Raw genomic sequence first — 17717 nt, forward strand, 5'->3', positions numbered from 1 at the left:
AACGATCAAGGCGAATTTCCCGTCACGGATCGCCTTCCGGGTCTCTCAACGAGTGGACTCTCGCACGATCATCGACCAGCAGGGTGCAGAGAACCTCCTCGGGCGTGGCGACATGCTGCTACTCCCGACGGGGTCCTCACGGCTCCAACGTATCCACAGCGGTTACATCACGGAGCCGGAGATCAGCCGGGTGACCTCGTTTCTCAAGAAGATGGCCAACCCCGAATACGACGAATCGGTCCTCGAAGATCCGGCGGAGTCCCGCAACGGCTTCGAGGGCGAGCGCGACGAGATGTTCGCCGAAGCCGTCCGTGTCGTCGTTCAGGAAGGCAAGTGCTCGATCACCTTGATCCAACGACGGCTTCAACTCGGCTATGCCCGAGCCGCGCGAATCGTGGACATGATGGAGCAAGAGGGGATCGTCGGGCGTGGCGAAGGAAGCAAGCCAAGAGAGATCCTCGTCGGCGAGGACTATCTGGAGCAACTCGTCGGATGATGGCTCCCATTCTTCGGGTCTCTCTCTTCACGACCCTGTTCCTCGTGACGCTTTCCGGCTGCGGCGGAGCAGACCGTCCCGCGACCCTCAGCCTTGTCGATCACCCCGCGCCTCCGGGCGCCACATTCCCCGATCTTGCCACCCAACCGGACGGTACGGTCGTCCTTAGCTGGCTGACCCCGCCCACCGATGACACGCCGGGTCGGGTGCAGATCGCTCGCCGCCTGAAGAGTGGCTGGCAACCCACGACCACGGTCGCAGAACACGCTCGACTGTTCGTCAACTGGGCCGACTTCCCGCGCCTCGGGATCGATCGGACCGGTGAGATTCTGGTCAGTTACAGCCGAGATGAGACCCGCGCGAAGTTCGGGCAACGGATCCAGGTCGTTCGTGGCAACGCGGACGGCACGACCTGGCAGTCCCCGCTCTCACTGCACGAATCCCAACCGCCGGCGGAATATGGATTCGTTTCCATGAGTCCCGCAGAGGGGCTACAACACATCGCGTGGCTCGACGGACGAGACACCGTCCAGGGCGGCACCGGCAAGATGCAATTGCGTGTCCTGAACTGGCCGACCAACGATGAGGCAAGTGACGGCCAGCTCCTGGATCCGGACGTGTGCAGCTGCTGCCAGACGGCGATGACCACGACAGACGACGGCATGCTGCTGGCCTATCGAGACCATACGCCGGCCGAGATTCGAGACATCGCCGTCATCCGACAGACCGAGACCGGCTGGACCTCACCGGCCGTCGTCCACGACGACCGCTGGAAGATCGCGGGCTGTCCGGTCAATGGACCCGCCCTGGATAGCTCGGCACAGCGAGTCGCTCTGGCCTGGTTCACTCAGGCCGATGACCAACCACGGGTCAAGCTCGCCATTTCGGAGGATGGTGGGCGTTCGTTTGCGGAACCCATCGTGCTCCCGGACGAGGATCCCGTCGGGCGGGTATCGGTACGTATCCTTTCCGATGGCCGCGTGGTCGTCGTCTGGCTGCGACGAGGCGCCTCGAACGGCGAGATCGTTCTCGGGGGAATCGATCCCGACGGAGACCCGATGGAGGTCCAGGTACTCGGCGAGGCCTCCCCACAACGCCGCTCGGGCTTTCCACGAAGCACACGTGTGAACGACGCCCTGTGGGTCGCCTGGACCATCGGCGGCCGGGACGCGCTGAAAGTTGTCGAGGTCCGGTTCTAACCCGACGACGCGGTGGAACCCACAATCCCAGCGATTCGTGCCGCGACTGCGGCGGGCTCCTCGGCCCCCATGATCGCGCCACAGACGGCGACGCCGTGGGCCCCGGCCTCGACGACCGCCCGGGCGTTGGTCTCATCGATCCCACCGATCGCGTAGACCGGTCGGTTGGCCTGACGGCACAGTCTTCCTAGACCCCCGACACCGAGAGTCTCCCGACCGGGCTTTGAAGGTGTTTCGAATACGGTCCCGACCACCAACGTCGTGGCACCGGACGCCTCGGCCCGGATCAGCTCGTCGTGGTCGTGGACCGCCCGACTCACCCATCGACCGGGCGGGGAGATCACTGCCGCCGCGCGGGCCGCGAAATGGACCCCGGCCCCGATCTCTTCGGCAAGATCCGGTCGACCGTGAACGACCAGTCGGGACGCCGGAACGATCCCGTCGATCAGTCGAACGATCCGGTCTCGATACGAGGCGTCGTCCGCGACGACATCCCGCACCCACACCCTCATCGACGCGCCTGCGAGTGCCGCCCGTATGCGCTCGAACAGAATCGACTCGGACGACGCACGTGCCACGTCGGCGACCAGCAGGATCCGCGGTGGCGAGTTCAGGTTCGCGACGCCCCTCGATCACGACCGATGCGACCCACCCGTGGGGATGAAGCCACGGCCAGCTCTTTTCGCGGGATGCGACCGGCACGGTACGCGTCTCGGCCGGCCTCGGCCGCATGTCGCATCGCCTTCGCCATCAGCTCGGGGTCGCGCGCCCGCGCGACGGCCGTATTGAGGAGAACGGCATCGCAACCCAATTCCAGCGCAACCGTCACGTCCGACGCGGTGCCGACACCGGCATCCACGATGACCGGAACTCCGGCCCGCCGCCGGATCAGTTCGAGGTTGTGCGGGTTACGAATCCCGAGACCCGACCCGATCGGCGCCCCGAGAGGCATCACCGCCGCACAACCCAGATCCTCAAGCTTGAGCGCGGTGACCGGGTCGTCATTGGTGTACGGCAGAACGACGAAGCCGTCGGCGATCAGTGTCCGCGCCGCCTGCAGCAACCCATCGGTATCCGGCAACAGTGTGTCGTCGTCAGCGATGACCTCCAGCTTGATCCAGTCCGTCCCGAGCGCCTCTCGAGCAAGCTGGGCCGTCAACACGGCGTCGTGGGCCGTGTAGCAACCGGCGGTATTCGGAAGCAGACGAAGCCCGCGCTGTGTCAGGGCTTCGTAGAGATTCCCTTCACCGGTCTGCATCCCCACGCGACGTATCGAAACCGTGGCGATCTCCGTACCCGATGCGGACAACGATTCCAGCAGATGCCTCCGGCTGGGGTAGCGGGCGGTGCCGAGCAACAACCGTGAGTGAAACCGGTGTCCCGCCAGCTGCCAACACTCTCCCACGGCCCGTTCGTCGATGGTGGTCACTACTAGCCTCCCTGAACTGCGACGACGATCTCGATCTCATCGTCTACCTCGACCTGCACCCGTTGCCAGTCCCGTCGCGGCACCACGCGTCCGTTCCGCGCGACGGCGACGCCCTGGGGCGCCGCTGCGAGTCGCGCGACGAGCTCGTCCATCGTCACTTGCTCGAACGGCAGACTTTCACCGTTTAAACGATACTCCGTCACGAGGACTCCCCTACCGACGCAGTCAGCCGGGGATGGAACGCGCGAAGATAGTCCGGCTCGACGTCATCCACGATCCAGTCGGCCAGCCCCGCCGCCGTCGCCGGCGCCAGAAGGACTCCGTTGCGGAAGTGCCCTACGGCGAGGAACAAACCCGAAACCGATGTCGGTCCGATCGCCGGCCGCTGATCGTCCAGCGCCGGTCGTAAGCCGACACAGATCTCGGCCAGCTCCAGATCGTAGGTACCCGGTAGGATCTCCCACGCGTGGCGCAATAGATCCATGACCGGTCCGGCCGTCGGAGTGCTGTCGAACCCCATCTCCTCCATCGTCGCACCCACCAGAAGCTCGCCATCCGCTCGGGGAATAAGATAGACGTCGGGCGTGCGAACCACGTGACGCAAGAGGGTCTCGCCCCGTAGCCGCAGGAGCTGCCCCTTCACCGGCCTCACATCGATGGGCTCGATCGGAAGCCGGATGCCCCGCGCGCTCCAGGCGCCGGCGGCAAGGACCACCTCGTCCGCTTCCAGCCGAAACGACTCTCCTCTTCGGGTCTGTCCGGCGACTCCGCGAACGCGTCCGCCGTGCTCGAGGATCTCCTCGACCCGAGCCCCGGAGACGATCTTGCCACCTCGGGAGCGAATCGACTGCTCGAGACAGAGTACGAGCGCGCGGGGGTCGACCTGATGATCGCCGTCGACTCGCAGACCGAATTGCACACGACCCGAGAGATGCGGTTCAAGCTGGCTCAGATGTTCGCCGTCGAGGGTCTCGACCCGCAACGATTGCTGCTCGAGTGTCTGGCGCAAGTGATTCAATTCTTCCCGATCGTCCCGATTGCCTGCGACCCACAGGGAGCCCTGATCGCTGTAGCCACACTGAAGACCGGTATCGCCTTCCAGGCGGTGCACAAAGCGCGGGTAACTCTCGAGACTCCTCTGGGCAAGCGCGAGCAGGTCGGGGTCGCGGTGCTCGGCCTCCGAGATCGGCGCCAACATTCCCCCGGCCGCCCATGTCGAGCCACACCCGGGTCGATCCCGTTCGATGACCATGACCTGCCGACCACGTCGTAGCAGCGCGTCCGCGAGGGTCAGCCCGATGATGCCGGCTCCGACGACCAGCGTCTGCTTCTCTCTGGAACTCTCGCTCATGGCAACGTCTCCCGCACCCCCATGGTATCCGACAGCGCTCGTGTTGCATCACGGCGATTCGCCGCCGCCGCGACCGCCGCCCCAACCGCGACGCCGTAGGCGCCGGCGGCGAGGACCGCCCGGACCGATTCTACCCGGATGTTCCCGATCGCGATGACCGGAACCTGGACCTCACCGACGATCCGCGCGAGTCCGTCGAGTCCGAGCGCCGGCCCTGCCGACGGCTTGCTGGTGCTTCCGAAGACCGGGCCGACACCCACATAGTCGACCGGCAACTCGCGGGAGTATCGTGCCTCGCGCGCATCGTGCACCGTAAAACCGATGCAGGCCCTCGCCCCCAGGCGACGTCGCGCCTCCATCGGATTAACATCCCCTGCGCCGAGGTGTACACCCAGGCCGTATCGAGCCGCGAGGCCCACGTCATCATTCACCAGCAACGTCGCCTCGTAACGGCGACTCAGGTCGATCAACTCCAGCAGACGCGGCTCGGTGAGTTTCGACCCGTCGGCCTTCGCTCGATACTGGATCGTATCGGCCCCACCGGCGAGGGACTCCCGGGCAATCTCCAGGTGATCGATCGCCCCACCGTAGGCGTCCGTCGTCAACACATGCAGTCTGCCGACGCTAGCCACGCGGTCCCTCGATTTCGACGGCGGACGCGGCCAGCAACGGTGCCAGCCAACGACGAGCGGCATCGACGGCGTCCAGAAGCGTGAGGCCCGTCGCGAGGCCGCACGCGATGGAGGTCGACAGGCGACAGCCCGAGCCCCGCAACCGGGTCCCGGCGATGAACCTGCCCGGCAACCAGGTCAACGCGTCGTCGTGCGCCAGGAGATCGGCTCCGTCGAGCCACTCCGCGTGCCCACCCTTGATGAGAACATTTCCGACTCCCATACCGAGAAGCGACTTCGCCGCGTGTTCCACATCACGCGGACTCCCCATCGAAGCACCGACCAGACGTTCGGTCTCGGGAAGATTCGGCGTCAAGAGATCGACGTGTGGCAACAGGGCCTGGCGGAGCGTCGCCAGTTCGCCGCCCTCCAACAGGACGCCACCGGCACTCGTCGTCAGGACCGGATCCAGAACCACCCCTTTCCGAGGGCGATCCACGAGCCAGCGATGGACCGTCTCAATCGTCGCGCCGTCGGTCAGGGCGCCCATCTTCACGGATGCCGGACTCTCCGAACGGTCGATGGCAAGAAACTGATCTCTAATGGACTCAACCGGCGTGGTGAGCTTCCCGACAAGACCGGCGTCATCCTGGGCGGTAATCGCCGTAACGACGGCGAGGGGACGCAGGCCGTGCTCGCGGATCGTGAGGATATCGACGAGCAATCCGGCCCTCACGAGACCGTCGGTAGCGGCAATCGCCAGGACGCTGGGATCCACGGGCCTCTCCACTAACTTCCGCCCCCCCCTAACCAGCGCTATCATATCGGCTCACGGGTCCGTACCCCACTGCCACTGGAGGAGCACCTTGACCGATCGTCCGCCCGGCGGCCCCGATCTGACCCCGGAAGAGATCGGCCGCTACAGCCGGCATCTAACACTTCCCGGTGTCGGCCTCGATGGGCAGAAGCGCCTGAGCCGTGGAAGTGCATTGATCGTCGGTGCCGGCGGTCTCGGCGCTCCCGCCGCGGTCTACCTGGCGGCCGCCGGCGTCGGCAGAATCGGCATTGTCGAATTCGATCGCGTCGAGAGCAGCAATCTCCAGCGCCAGGTCCTCTACACCACCGATGACGTCGGTCGCCCCAAACTACAGGTTGCGATCGAGCGACTCCAGGCGATCAACCCACATGTCGAGTTCGTCGGGCATGACACCCGGCTGGACGCGAGCAACGCCCTTGGCATCTTGTCCGGCTACGACGTGATCCTCGACGGAACCGACAATTTCCCCACGCGCTACCTGGTAAACGACGCCTGCCTTCGACTGGACAAGCCCAACGTTCACGGAAGCATCTTCCGCTTCGAGGGACAGGTTTCCGTCTTCTGGGCCGAGCACGGTCCATGTTATCGATGCCTGTTCCCCGAACCCCCTCCCGCCGGATCGGTACCGAACTGTGCCGAAGGCGGCGTCCTCGGCGTCCTTCCCGGCACGGTTGGAACGCTGCAAGCCACCGAGGCCATCAAGCTATTACTCGGACACGGCGAACTACTCACCGGCCGATTACTTCTCTACGACGCTCTTTCGATGCAGGTCCGTATTCTCGAACTTCGGCGGGACCCCGACTGCCCCGGTTGCGGCCCCGGCATGCGGGATCGCCCCCTGGTCGATGTCGCCTCCACCTGTGCCCGCAACGAACCGAAATCGGTGGACGCCGTCTCCGTGACGGATCTCGCACGGGAGCTGGCCGCCGATGGCAACGCCCGTGTGCTTGACGTACGGACCGCAGAGGAACGACAGATCTGCCGGATCCCGGATCATGCGTGGATCCCGTTGGACCAGCTGGCGGGACGTTGGGAGGAGCTCGACCGCTCCGCACCCTGGGTCGTCTACTGCCACACCGGGATACGAAGCGCCGCGGCCACCGGATACCTCACGGAGCAGGGCATCCACAACGTGAGAAACCTGACCGGCGGAATCGACGAGTGGTCGACCCGGATCGATCCCGTCGTTCCCCGCTACTAATTACCGCCGACGACGGCGATGCCGTCGATATAGACGCTACCCACCGCCTTCGCCTGAAGTGTCGAGGTACCGCGACTCCCACCGACATTTCCCGTGGCGCTCTTGTTGTCGCCGGACATCTCCAGACCGGGGAGCGAACTGACGACCTCTCCGTACTCGGTCTCGGCAGCGATCTTCATCCCGGAGTCCGTCGCGAGAGCGACCCGCACATCCCCCGACTCGTTGATGATCACGTTCTGACCGTCCGCCGGCGCCTTCAGCCAGACCGCCTCGAACAGTTCCCCCTCACCCTCGATCTTCACGGCCCCCGACAGGTCGTGCGCCCGCACGCTGCCACCCCGAGACATGACGGTCACCGGCTTGACCGCACCCTTGATCGAGATGTCGCCGAAGTCGTTGCTGATCGTCAACTCGGCGTCGATATTCTTGGCCTCGATGCTGGAGTAGTTCGTCTCGATGGTGAGGTTTTGAGCCTTGACGCCGTCGATCGTCAGACGCAGGCTGCTGCCGCGGACCGAACTGTTCCCGCCGAGATCCTCCAGAGTGACTTCGGCCTCGGTGGTCTCGACATCCACGCCGAACCGCGCCCCCTTGCCGTACACCGGCGCGCCGTAACCATGAACGCGCAGTCGAGCCGTCAGATTATGGAATCGAACCGATGCGTTCGTGTCCACCTCCACCGGTCCGCCGATGTCGGTCAACGTGAGCGGCGTCTCGTCCAGTTCGATGGAAAACCCACGAGAACACTCGCGGATATCGACCGTCCCGCCGGTCGCATGGATCTCACCGCGCGATTGAAGTCGGGACGCGACCAGCTTCGTCTGCTCCAGCTCCAGAGACACCGTGTTGTTGGCATCGATCAACTCGATCGTGGACTCCCGGGCGACGAGATCGAGCGGTCCGTCGAGTCGTTGGATGCGACCACGGACGTCCGCGAGACGGAGATCGGACTCGAGTGCAACCTGATCCACGTCGAGCGTGCCGCCCTCCTGCTCGATCGTCAGCGCCCCCTGTTGGCCGCGAACATGGGTCCGCGATTGCTTCCCGATCAACGAGAGGTCGCCGGCCAATCCCGCGCTGGAGAGCGTGCTGTCTGTCGTATCGACGAACGTCGCCAGCTCCGCGGGGATCGTGATCTCCAAGTAGTACCGTTCATCCGCCGCATCTTCCGGCGGTGCCAGGACCAACTCTCGGTCGCGGACCCACAGCAAGATGGGCATCTCTTCCCTGCGATTCTCCTCCCGGACCGCCGCAAAACGCATTTCTCCTTCGGCACTCCGACGAAGGGAGATGTGGCCCCGAATCGCGTCGATCCGCAGACGCGTTTCACCCTGCAATTCGAGGATGCCCTCCGATTGGTCGCTGAGGAGTTCGAACTCCTCCTCCTCGGCGGCGACGTGCCCCATCAGACACGCAGAGACCCATGTCAGAAGCAGCGCACTGCCCAGTCTTCTTTTGAGGTGTCTCAAGGGTCGCTCCTCATGCGTCGAATTCACCCGCCAGTTTCTGCAATGCCTGTTTGGCCGCCGACTGCTCGGCAGCCTTTCGGCTGCCACCTTCGCCGCAACCGTAGACGACCTGACCAATGAGAACTTCAGCCGTGAACTGCAGGGCATGGGCGAGACCGCTCTTAGAAACGATACGGTAGCGTGGGGTGACCTGCAAGCGACCCTGGACCCGCTCCTGCAATCGGGTCTTGGCATCCGAAGGTGCATCCTCCCCCTCAGAGGAAGCCCGAAGCTGGCCACGAAGATGGCGCCGAACGAAGGCTCGGGCCGGACGAATCCCCCCATCGAGATAGATCGCCGCCAGAACCGACTCGAAGAGGTCCGCCAGAAGCGACACTTTCTCTCGGCCGCCGGATTGATCCTCGCCACGCCCCAGATGTGCAACGACCCCGAGCCCCAACAGGCCCGAGACCTCCGCGAGCGTCTCCGCACGCACGATTTGCTGGCGACGCCGGGACAGTGTGCCTTCGTCGGCCTCGGCGTCCCGCTTCAGCAACTCGTCGGCGACGACGAATCCGAGAAGTGCGTCGCCGAGAAACTCCATCCGTTCGTAATGATCCAGCGGAGCGTTCTGCTCGTGACTATGCGAGCGATGCGTCAATGCCCGCCCAAGCAACTGTCGATCCTTGAACCGGTAGCCGAGCGCGACTTCGAGTGCTGCGATGGTTGGTTTACCCATGGTTCAGGACGGCCGGTTCGACAACTTTCGGTAACGCCTCGGTCCAGTCGGAGGACGTAATGTTTCTCCCGCGCGCTCGATCGTGTACACCTCAAGGGTGAGCCCGTCGTCGCCAAGGCGAAACTCGTCGATCAAGTTCATCCCCGCAGCTCTAGGATCTACCGAAGTGCCGATGCAACGGATTCGGAGAGGCTCGCCGACGATCATCGGCAAACTCTGAAATTCATACTTGTAGACTAACGCTCCATCTTTCGACTCGCTGCACAGCCCACGTCCATCGCATTGAATCTCGCGACCGATATCGTTTGCTAACCACGAAAGCACGAACTGTCCGTCAACCGATTTCAGTGAGATGGTAGAGCCACTCCCCTCGACGCCCTGCCAGACACCGGTGTAGCCGGTGTCGCTCACATGAGTCCCGCAACCCAGCGCTGCCGACAACAGGGAGAGGGTCAGGATCGCGGCTCCTCGACCAGAGCGAGTCACGGCTGTGCCTCCATGAGTTGGTCCAACGCAACCTTCAGGTGGTCGGGCACCGCGAAGCCGGCGGCGCGCATGCGCCCACGGACCTCCGATGCGTGACCGGGATCGCCCTTGACGATCCAGACTGCCATGAGGTTATACCAACAATCGCGACAACTCGGGGTCACGCGGAGGGCGCGCTCGAGCACCTCGATCGCTTCGTCCGTGTCGCCCCTTCGAGCGAGGAGCCGAGAAAGTGCCTCGCTCGCGAACGCAAAGTACTCGTCCCGACGTAGTGCCTCGCGATAGCTCTCGATTGCCCCGTCGAATTCTCCGGAGCGCTCTAGAACGATACCGAGCACACAGTGTGATCCGGCATCTTCTTCACCCAGACGGACAGCTTCCCGAGCCTCCAGCAGTGCGGACGCTATATCTCCCGAGTCCAGCCTCGCCTGACTTGCGTTGCGGTGGTAGCCCACGCGCTCGGAGTTCACGTCCACGAGGGCGCTCAATCCCAGCGAACCCAGCAAGACAGCAATGCCGGCGATCGTCGCCCGGGAGCGTAGACCCCAGTTCTCCGCGAGGATCCGCTCGACGCCGAGACCCGCCGGAACGCACATCAGCGCCGTCAGCGGAACCCGATATCGACTCGAAACGTAGAACAAGAGCGGAGTGGCCAGACACCCCAACAACGCCAGCCAGAAATCGACGGGAATCTTCCGCCGCCAACGTCGATCAAAAACCACCGTCGCGCTCAAACCCAGCAGAAGGGCGAACGGTATGAATGCGATTCCCGCCGACCCTCCCAATCGAAAGACGAGCCGCGAGGGCGTGGGGTCCAATGCCGGATAACTCTCGAGACCAATCTCGTAGTTCGCAGCCGTGAGCAGCACTCGCCGCCCAAGGAGCCCAAGGCTGTCAATGGGATGCCCGATACGTTCCTCGATCGCCTGTCGAGCCCACCAGGCGTCGGCCTCCACATCGTCCAGACTCATGTCTCCACTTTGCATGCGGGCGAAACGGGTTGCCTCGCTACGCTGCAGAGTGACATCCGTGACCATACCGGGAACCCCCGTGAATTGGCCGCCGGCGTCTCTGCCGTTCCCGTGATAGAGGGTCATTCCGCCATTGGCGGAAACAGGAACGAAATGGCCGGACGCTACGAAATTTCGCACTGCGATCGGGGCAAGCGTCAGAACGAAGATGGCGCCGAAAACGAACGCTCTCCGCCAGCGACGACGCAGGACATCCGCAGCAATCCACAAGAGAGCAATCAACAATAGGTTCGGTCGCGCCAACGTGGCAAGACCCAGCAACAGAGGCACGTGCCAGATACGATCGTCGTCTCTTCGTACTCGATCCACCACGGCCCAGAGCAGGAGTCCGATCGCCAGGGTTTCACCCTGAATACGGGACGCAAAGTAGATCAAGGGGTGATGGAACACGAACAGGGCGGCGGCGAACAGGGCCGCACGAGGACCCACCACATGACGTCCACCGATGGCGACGACCGCTGCGGTCGCGATCGAGATACCGTGCTGGAGGACATAAATCAGCGGAAGGCTGGGGCCGGCGACGAACCACAGAAGCGACATCAGCATGGGATACAGCGGCGCCAGATAGTAGGCACCGGATGGGCCCGTGCCGTGCTCGACAATGGAACGCGCCCAATCGACGAAATACTTTGCGTCGTTGGTCGGCACACTGAACCACGGATCGACCGACGCCTGGAAGCCGAGGTAGGCAACCCGCGTCACGACCGCGACGCCACAGATCAGTGCGAGCACCGAATAGAAACGATCTCGTGGGATCGCCTCAGACTTCGACGTCACGACGCCTCTCGGTCGGGAACCGCGCATGGGATAGCCAGCCGCGGCGGGCCAGGAAGTACTGCATGGCCGTCCCCAGACAGCCAAGCCCGTATTTAACGCTGCGACTGAAGTTGATCGATGACGCTTCGGCAAAGTAGCGAGTCGGACAGCTGACCTCGGCGATCACGTATCCCGACCAGACGATCTGAGCCAGCATTTGATTATCAAAAACGAAGTCGTCGGAGTTCTCATCCAACACGAGCGTCTCGAGGAGTTCCCGCGAGAAAGCGCGATACCCGGTATGAAACTCCGAGAGTTTCGTCCCCATCAAGAGATTCTGCACCAGGGTCAGGCCTCGGTTGCTCACATAGCGCCACCACGGCATCCCGCCGCGCCACGCCTGGCCACCCAGAATCCTCGAACCGATCACGCAGTGGTACAGCTGATTGCCGATCATGGATGCCATGGCCGGGATCAGTTTCGGCGTGTACTGATAATCGGGGTGCACCATGATCGCGATATCCGCCCCACGCTCGAGTGCCAACGCGTAACAGGTCTTCTGGTTCCCACCGTAGCCACGATTGGCGTCGTGCCTGTAGACGTACACGCGCTCGAGACCCCTCGCGACCTCGACGGTCTCATCCCCACTGGCATCGTCGACGACGATCACCTCATCGACGTAATCCTGGGCGATCACTTCTTCCCACGTCCGCCGCAGTGTCTTGCCGGCGTTGTAGGCGGGCATCACGACGACGACCTTGCGATCTCGATACACTCTCAGGCCCCCCCGACGGTGGAGAGTGTATCCGCGATGCCATCGATGACGCGCTGCTGATCTTCGTCCGAGAGCCCCGGGTAGAGTGGGATGGATAGAATCTCGTCGGCGCGGGCCTCGGTCTCGGGCAACGCCACCTTCGTGGGACTCATATCACGGTAAGCATCGACCTGATGGATCGGCCGCCGGTAGTGGACCGCCGTGCCGATCCCTCGGGCGGTAAGCCCCTCCCGCAGGACATCCCGTTGACGATGACGGATCACGTACAGATGCCAGCTTGGATCGGATCCGGGAAGACGGCCCGGAAGCTCGACTCCGGATCGCTCAAGCCCTTCGTCGTAGCGCGCGGCCAGAGCGCGACGCCTTTCGACGTAGGAGTCCAGGAACCCGAGGCGGGTACGGAGTACAGCGGCTTGCAATTCGTCGAGGCGTGAATTGACCCCCGATTCGCTCGCGTTGTAGGTCTCGTCAAGACCGTAGAAACGTAGTCGCCTGCAGCGGGTCGCGAGCGAATCGTCGTTACAGAGCACCATCCCCCCGTCCCCGACGGCCCCCAACGTCTTGGTCGGATAGAACGAATAGGCTGCCATTGCGCCGACCGATCCGGCCACGCGGCCCCGATGGCTCGCCTCGTGAGCCTGGGCGCAGTCCTCGACAATCGGAACGCCACTCTCGTTCGCGACATGTTCAAGGCGATCGAGGTCCACGCACTGCCCGTAGAGATGAACCGGAACAACACAGTCGATCCCCGCGCGGCACATCGCCTGCAACTGGTCCAGATCCATCAGTCCGGTAGAACGATCCACGTCAACGAAACAGGGAACCGCACCGACGGAGACGATCGCGGCAGCGGTTGCGATCGCACCATTAGCAACCGTCGCTACACGTTTGCCCGGTCCGATATCGAGCGCGCGAAGAGCCAGCTGGATCGCGTCGGTCCCACTGTTGACACCGATCCCGTGTTGCACACCACAGCGCGCCGCGAACTCCGACTCGAATTCGCGAACCTCGCGATCGAGGATCAGTCTTCCCGAATCCAGCACACGCGCAATGGCGTCCAGGATCGCCGCGCGCTCGGCTACGATCGTTTCTCCACTGCTCCAGAACGGGACTGTCATCCAGCCACCTGCTTTCACGGACACCCAACGATGGGTCAGACTGCTAAGATACGTTTCCCATGCCGGAGATCACAACCCCTCCCCCCCGTCGACGCTCCCGTGTCGCCATTGAGGCCGTCGACGGCGACGTCCAGGGGGCCGTCGAGCGCGCACTGGATGCCGTCGACTGGACACGCCAGATCCCCGTAGGGGCCGATGTCTCACTGAAAGTGAATCTGGGTTGGGACCTGTTCATTCCCGGATCGATCACCTCGCCGATGGTGACCGAGGCGGCTATCCGTGCGATCCGCGGTCGGGTCGGCAAGATCTACGTCGTCGAGGCGGACCAGGTGCTCGAGGACATCGAGAGCGCATTCGTTCGGAGCGGTACCAAGGCGGTCTGCGATCGCACCGGCGCACGCTGGGTCAACATGACCCGGGCACCCACGGTCACCATCGACCGACCCGACAACAAAGTCCTTCGCCGGATCGAGATCCCCGAGATTCTCCAACACACCCGCAGGATCACTCTGCCGGTCATGAAGACACACGCAAAGACCGGCCTCTCGGGCGCCATCAAGAATCAGTGGGGCTGCCTACCCACCATGCGACACGAGTATCACCTCGTGCTTGACGACGCGTTGGCGGAGCTCACCGAGATCGTCCGCCCCGACCTTTCGCTGATGGACGCAACCGTTGCGCTCGAGGGCAACGGCCCCAAGAACGGGCACCCGGTGATCGCGGATCGCATCCTCGCCTCCTGTGATCCCGTGGCGCTGGACACGGTCCAGGCGGTACAGATGGGTCTGGACCCACGATCGGTAACCCATCTACAACGATGCGCAGAGCGCGGCCTCGGCAATCACGACCTCGACCTCATCGACGTCCTGGGGCTGGACCCCCATGACACCGCGCTCAAGTTCAAGCCCGCTCGCCACAACGCGGTGTCCCGGGTTGAAACGATCCTTCGCGGATCGATGATGAAGCGCCTGTTCTTCAACACACCGATCTTCACCGGCTGCCTACTCGGAGCGAAGGCCTACTATCGTGCGTGGACCCTCTTCCGTGCGCGTCGTGCGTGGGATGAGGTGCGCCGGCACCCCCTCTACGGCGCTCAGTGGCAGCGGGAGTGGCGCGGCCTCACAGGCGGTAACGACAAATGACGGCAGCCAGGAGTGTCGTCATCGTCGGCGGCGGTCTTGCGGGAATGGGTGCGGCGTACGCGCTGGCGGAGCGCGGTGCCACGGACATCACGATCGTGGAACGCGCCTCGGAGCTGGGTGGATTGGCAGGGTCGATCGAGCGGGACGGGCGGTTCTATCCCCTCGCTTATCACCACATCCTGCATCGCGACCGCGGCCTACTCTGGTTTCTGGACCGGCTCTCCGCCTTGCCGCTCGTTCGCTGGCGAAAGATCGACATGCTGTTTCATCTAGGCGGTCGGTTCTACAACCTTGCCAGCCCGGCCGGGTTCGCGCGCTTCCCAATGAGCGCGTTGGACAAACTTCGTTTCGCACGTTTGATGGGTCGCGCGTTCCTCAAACGGGACTGGACCGACTGGGAGGGTCGCTCCGCTGCGGAACTGATCGACCGCTGGGGAGGACCGGGCGTTCGGGAAGCGTTGTTCGAGCCGTTAACCCGCTTGAAGTTCGACCTCCCCTGCGCAGAGTCCAGCGGCGCCTGGATCGGCTCACGGCTCCACTTTCGGGAAGGGGCCTCACCCTTCGGATACATTCCGGGACATAATTGGACCCAGGTCCTCTGTCATCGATTGACGCGTGCGCTCCTCGATCGCGGTATCACCGTTCGTACCCGCGCCTCCGTCGCCGAAATCAGCTACGACGATGACCGCGTGCGTTCGGTGACACTCGAGGATGGCCAGACCCTGAGCGCCGACGAGTTCATCTTCACGATCCCCACGGAAACAACGACACGGCTCTTGCCCGAGGATCGTACGAGGACCCTGCGCTCAATACGATACACCGCCATCCTCTCGGCGATCGTCACGACCCGACAACCCATCTCGCCCCGGTTCTACTGGCTGAATCTTCTCGAACGACGTCAGGCGTCGACGGGGATCTTCATGCTCGACGCACTGAACCCGACGATCGGGCGCCGAGACGACATCTCTCTGAACTTCACGACCCATCTGTCGGGACGCGATCATCCGATGTACGCCCTCAGCGATGAGGAACTACTGCAACGTTATTCGAATGACTTCGAGGAGTTGTTCGGAGCACCGCTCGTGACGGACTGGTCGAGACTCGTCCGCGTGCCGATGTACTCCCCGATCTTTCATCGGGACTACCGAAACCCTCCGATTCGGAGCGAGACGTACCGCAACGTCTGGTTCGCGGGAAACTATCTCACGCACCCGTCGATCGCCTCCACCGGCACGGCACTCCTGTCGGGCGTCAGGACGGCCGAAGCGCTGATCGGTGATGATCGGGAAGCCAGCCCCCTCTCCGCTGCCATCGTTCGCTTCAGGCTTCGTGGGATGAAGCGCGCATAGTCGATTGCGACCTACCTCCGTAGTGCAACCCGACTCCGATCGCCAACAAGAGCGGCGCACTGAACCCACGAAGCAGCACGAACAGGTCGTGGAGACCCCGCGGGAGCGCACCTAGCCCCAGGAAAGAGGGCGTCTGCGCGCACGGCCATCCGACCGACGGATCCGCACACGGCTGATAGAACAGAAGCGGCAATACCGCCAGGGCGACCCACGGCAGCCAGCGTTGGGCGCTCTGCGCATTCGACTGCAGTTCGCTGAAGATCGCCGCCAGCGGAATCACGAGTAACAACTGATAGTTCACCCAGCTGTTCGGCATCACCGTGAGCATGAGGGAGATGAACAGGCCGAACTCCAGCCACGTCTTCGCTTCGCTCGAGCCCTCTCCGCCGCGTCGAAACAACCCGACGAAGGTGAGCAAACCCAGGATCATGACGCCCTGCACACAGCGCTTTGCCACGTTCCCGGCGAGACCGGCATAGTCGATCAAATAGCGTGCTAGGCCGACGTTCTCGCTCCCGCCGACGGGCGGCTCCGACAGGAGGTACGGCAGGATCCGGAAGTAATAGGTGCGAATCTCCCCCACATCCATCAGAAACATCTCAATCAGCAAGAGAACCGAGACGGAAGACGCCAGAGCCACCAGAGCGCGCCAGCGCCAGCGAAAGAGCAGATAGCCGGCCAGGAACACCGGATAGATCTTGAGCATCACGGCGATTCCCAGAAGTGCACCGGCCAGGAGGTCGTTGCGTTTACGGAGCGCCCAACCGCAGCCCACCAGCAACAGCAAGATCGGAGTCTCGAGTTGAAGCCGCCACAGGGTCTCGAAGAACGGCTCGTAGTTCACCAACAGGATCCCGAAGGCGACGGCCCACCCTCTCTTCAGGCCGGTGACTCTGAGACACAGCAAGGCGGCAGCCAGGAACAGGACGCCCTGCAGAATCCAGTGCCCGTTGTAGACCGTCGACGTGACGGATCCGTCCGCAACGAACGGACGGATCAGGAGGGCGAGCAACGGCGGGAACTTGTAGATCGGCGTCCCCGGATCGAAATGCTCGAGATCGTCCGCCTGCGGGTAGAGCGTCCCCGTCTGCGAGAACACCGCCGTCGTCTGAGCGAAGATCTGGAAGTCCAGGGCAAAATTGAATTTTCGCGCCTGCTGATAGGCGAAGAGAAAGTGCCACGCAGACAGCACAACCAGGGCGCTCAGTCCGGTCGTCTTCAGCACTCGCCTGATCTTGACGGAATCCATGGTCATCCCTACTGTAGTGCTTTCTTGGCCGGAAACCATGGAGAGAATAGATGTCCAACGTCTTGCGCGGCCCTCTGGTGTTTGCCCTCCTCCTCGCGGTTCTCGTGGGAGCGGGTCTTTACATGCGTTCGCGCAGTTCGACGGCATCGCCTGCCCAGCCTCTCTCCTCCCTGCAGATCGAAACCAAGTCCGCCGACCCGTCGACACTCCACCCCTCGTACAACGACGCCGTCGCGGCTCTGGCCGCAGGCGACGTCGAAGAGGCGAGACGATTGTGCGATGCGGTTCCGCGCGAGGATCGCAGCTACGCCCTGGCACAGAACATGGCGGCGGGAATCGAAGCCCGAACGGGCGCGTTTGACTCGGCGCTGAGACGCCTCGATGAGATCTCGGTTCTGCAACCGGAGAACCCGGAGATCCATCTTGTCAGGGCGAAGACGCTCGTGCTGGCCGATCGTGGCGCGGAGGCCGAGTTCGAGGCCCTGCGTGCCCTCGAGTTGAATCCGATCCTGGTCTCGGC

19 protein-coding genes are annotated in these 17717 nt (G+C 63.5%); 6 read left to right on the top strand and 13 right to left on the bottom strand.

The window, feature by feature from the left end:
* Nucleotides 1-496: DNA translocase FtsK (locus tag OES25_16175; GenBank protein MDH3629178.1), on the top strand; the 496-nt coding region annotated here is incomplete at its 5' end.
* Entirely contained in the window at nucleotides 493-1695 is a 1203-nt protein-coding gene (locus OES25_16180) for a glycoside hydrolase (GenBank protein ID MDH3629179.1), read from the top strand. The genes OES25_16175 and OES25_16180, both read left to right, overlap by 4 nt.
* On the opposite strand, the gene OES25_16185 is transcribed toward OES25_16180, so the two are convergent.
* The 6 genes from OES25_16185 to OES25_16210 are packed head-to-tail and all read right to left on the bottom strand — an operon-like array spanning nucleotide 1692 to nucleotide 5864.
* On the bottom strand, nucleotides 1692-2273 hold the full coding sequence (locus OES25_16185; GenBank protein ID MDH3629180.1) for a thiamine phosphate synthase: 582 nt from the start codon (nucleotides 2271-2273) through the stop codon (nucleotides 1692-1694). The two genes, OES25_16180 and OES25_16185, sit on opposite strands and share 4 nt — an antisense overlap.
* Before the next feature lie 32 nt (nucleotides 2274-2305).
* A complete protein-coding gene (locus OES25_16190) occupies nucleotides 2306-3082 on the bottom strand; it encodes a thiazole synthase (protein ID MDH3629181.1) in 777 nt (258 codons plus the stop codon).
* Nucleotides 3083-3126: 44 nt separating this feature from the next.
* Nucleotides 3127-3327, bottom strand: a complete 201-nt coding sequence (thiS, locus tag OES25_16195; protein ID MDH3629182.1) for a sulfur carrier protein ThiS — start codon at nucleotides 3325-3327, stop codon at nucleotides 3127-3129.
* Nucleotides 3324-4475, bottom strand: a complete 1152-nt coding sequence (gene thiO / locus OES25_16200; GenBank protein MDH3629183.1) for a glycine oxidase ThiO — start codon at nucleotides 4473-4475, stop codon at nucleotides 3324-3326. Before thiO ends, thiS begins: the two co-directional genes overlap by 4 nt.
* Nucleotides 4472-5107, bottom strand: a complete 636-nt coding sequence (locus OES25_16205) for a thiamine phosphate synthase (protein MDH3629184.1) — start codon at nucleotides 5105-5107, stop codon at nucleotides 4472-4474. Before OES25_16205 ends, thiO begins: the two co-directional genes overlap by 4 nt.
* The gene (locus tag OES25_16210) at nucleotides 5100-5864 is read right to left on the bottom strand and encodes a hydroxymethylpyrimidine/phosphomethylpyrimidine kinase (GenBank protein ID MDH3629185.1); all 765 of its coding nucleotides are present in this window, start codon (nucleotides 5862-5864) and stop codon (nucleotides 5100-5102) included. The genes OES25_16205 and OES25_16210 overlap by 8 nt, the downstream gene beginning before the upstream one ends.
* Before the next feature lie 88 nt (nucleotides 5865-5952).
* Between OES25_16210 and moeB the strand changes: the two genes are divergently transcribed.
* The gene (gene moeB, locus OES25_16215) at nucleotides 5953-7104 is read left to right on the top strand and encodes a molybdopterin-synthase adenylyltransferase MoeB (GenBank protein MDH3629186.1); all 1152 of its coding nucleotides are present in this window, start codon (nucleotides 5953-5955) and stop codon (nucleotides 7102-7104) included.
* Here the strand turns inward: moeB and OES25_16220 are convergent.
* From OES25_16220 to OES25_16245, 6 genes are read right to left on the bottom strand one after another with little or no spacing between them, the layout of a single operon-like run.
* Nucleotides 7101-8573 carry a DUF4097 domain-containing protein gene (locus tag OES25_16220; GenBank protein MDH3629187.1) on the bottom strand — a complete coding sequence of 491 codons (1473 nt, stop codon included), beginning with the start codon at nucleotides 8571-8573 and terminating at the stop codon, nucleotides 7101-7103. The two genes, moeB and OES25_16220, sit on opposite strands and share 4 nt — an antisense overlap.
* Nucleotides 8574-8583: 10 nt before the next feature.
* A complete protein-coding gene (gene rnc, locus OES25_16225) occupies nucleotides 8584-9291 on the bottom strand; it encodes a ribonuclease III (protein MDH3629188.1) in 708 nt (235 codons plus the stop codon).
* Between the two features lie 3 nt (nucleotides 9292-9294).
* Entirely contained in the window at nucleotides 9295-9777 is a 483-nt protein-coding gene (locus tag OES25_16230) for a hypothetical protein (protein ID MDH3629189.1), read from the bottom strand.
* Nucleotides 9774-11585, bottom strand: a complete 1812-nt coding sequence (locus tag OES25_16235; GenBank protein MDH3629190.1) for a tetratricopeptide repeat protein — start codon at nucleotides 11583-11585, stop codon at nucleotides 9774-9776. Before OES25_16235 ends, OES25_16230 begins: the two co-directional genes overlap by 4 nt.
* Nucleotides 11569-12339 (bottom strand): glycosyltransferase family 2 protein, encoded by a 771-nt coding sequence (locus OES25_16240; GenBank protein MDH3629191.1) that lies wholly within the window; start codon nucleotides 12337-12339, stop codon nucleotides 11569-11571. The genes OES25_16235 and OES25_16240 overlap by 17 nt, the downstream gene beginning before the upstream one ends.
* 2 nt (nucleotides 12340-12341) lie before the next feature.
* On the bottom strand, nucleotides 12342-13457 hold the full coding sequence (locus tag OES25_16245; protein ID MDH3629192.1) for a DegT/DnrJ/EryC1/StrS family aminotransferase: 1116 nt from the start codon (nucleotides 13455-13457) through the stop codon (nucleotides 12342-12344).
* Between the two features lie 59 nt (nucleotides 13458-13516).
* Between OES25_16245 and OES25_16250 the strand changes: the two genes are divergently transcribed.
* On the top strand, nucleotides 13517-14599 hold the full coding sequence (locus OES25_16250) for a DUF362 domain-containing protein (protein MDH3629193.1): 1083 nt from the start codon (nucleotides 13517-13519) through the stop codon (nucleotides 14597-14599).
* Complete coding sequence (locus OES25_16255) at nucleotides 14596-15948, top strand: FAD-dependent oxidoreductase (GenBank protein MDH3629194.1); 1353 nt, start codon at nucleotides 14596-14598, stop codon at nucleotides 15946-15948. Before OES25_16250 ends, OES25_16255 begins: the two co-directional genes overlap by 4 nt.
* On the opposite strand, the gene OES25_16260 is transcribed toward OES25_16255, so the two are convergent.
* Nucleotides 15920-17197, bottom strand: coding sequence for a DUF2029 domain-containing protein (locus OES25_16260; protein MDH3629195.1), 1278 nt, complete (start codon nucleotides 17195-17197; stop codon nucleotides 15920-15922). The two genes, OES25_16255 and OES25_16260, sit on opposite strands and share 29 nt — an antisense overlap.
* A gap of 50 nt (nucleotides 17198-17247) precedes the next feature.
* Here OES25_16260 and OES25_16265 point away from each other — a divergent pair.
* Nucleotides 17248-17717: tetratricopeptide repeat protein (locus OES25_16265; protein MDH3629196.1), on the top strand; the 470-nt coding region annotated here is incomplete at its 3' end.

It is taken from the genome of Acidobacteriota bacterium (assembly GCA_029861955.1).
Taxonomy (GTDB): domain Bacteria; phylum Acidobacteriota; class Polarisedimenticolia; order Polarisedimenticolales; family Polarisedimenticolaceae; genus JAOTYK01.

Bases quoted from the DNA above. Each gene is read 5' to 3' on its own strand.
- OES25_16250 (MDH3629193.1), top strand. From the start codon at position 13,517: ATGCCGGAGATCACAACCCCTCCCCCCCGTCGACGCTCCCGTGTCGCC.
- OES25_16180 (MDH3629179.1), top strand. From the start codon at position 493: ATGATGGCTCCCATTCTTCGGGTCTCTCTCTTCACGACCCTGTTCCTC.
- OES25_16260 (MDH3629195.1), bottom strand. From the start codon at position 17,197: ATGGATTCCGTCAAGATCAGGCGAGTGCTGAAGACGACCGGACTGAGC.
- OES25_16255 (MDH3629194.1), top strand. From the start codon at position 14,596: ATGACGGCAGCCAGGAGTGTCGTCATCGTCGGCGGCGGTCTTGCGGGA.
- rnc (MDH3629188.1), bottom strand. From the start codon at position 9,291: ATGGGTAAACCAACCATCGCAGCACTCGAAGTCGCGCTCGGCTACCGG.
- thiO (MDH3629183.1), bottom strand. From the start codon at position 4,475: ATGAGCGAGAGTTCCAGAGAGAAGCAGACGCTGGTCGTCGGAGCCGGC.
- OES25_16245 (MDH3629192.1), bottom strand. From the start codon at position 13,457: ATGACAGTCCCGTTCTGGAGCAGTGGAGAAACGATCGTAGCCGAGCGC.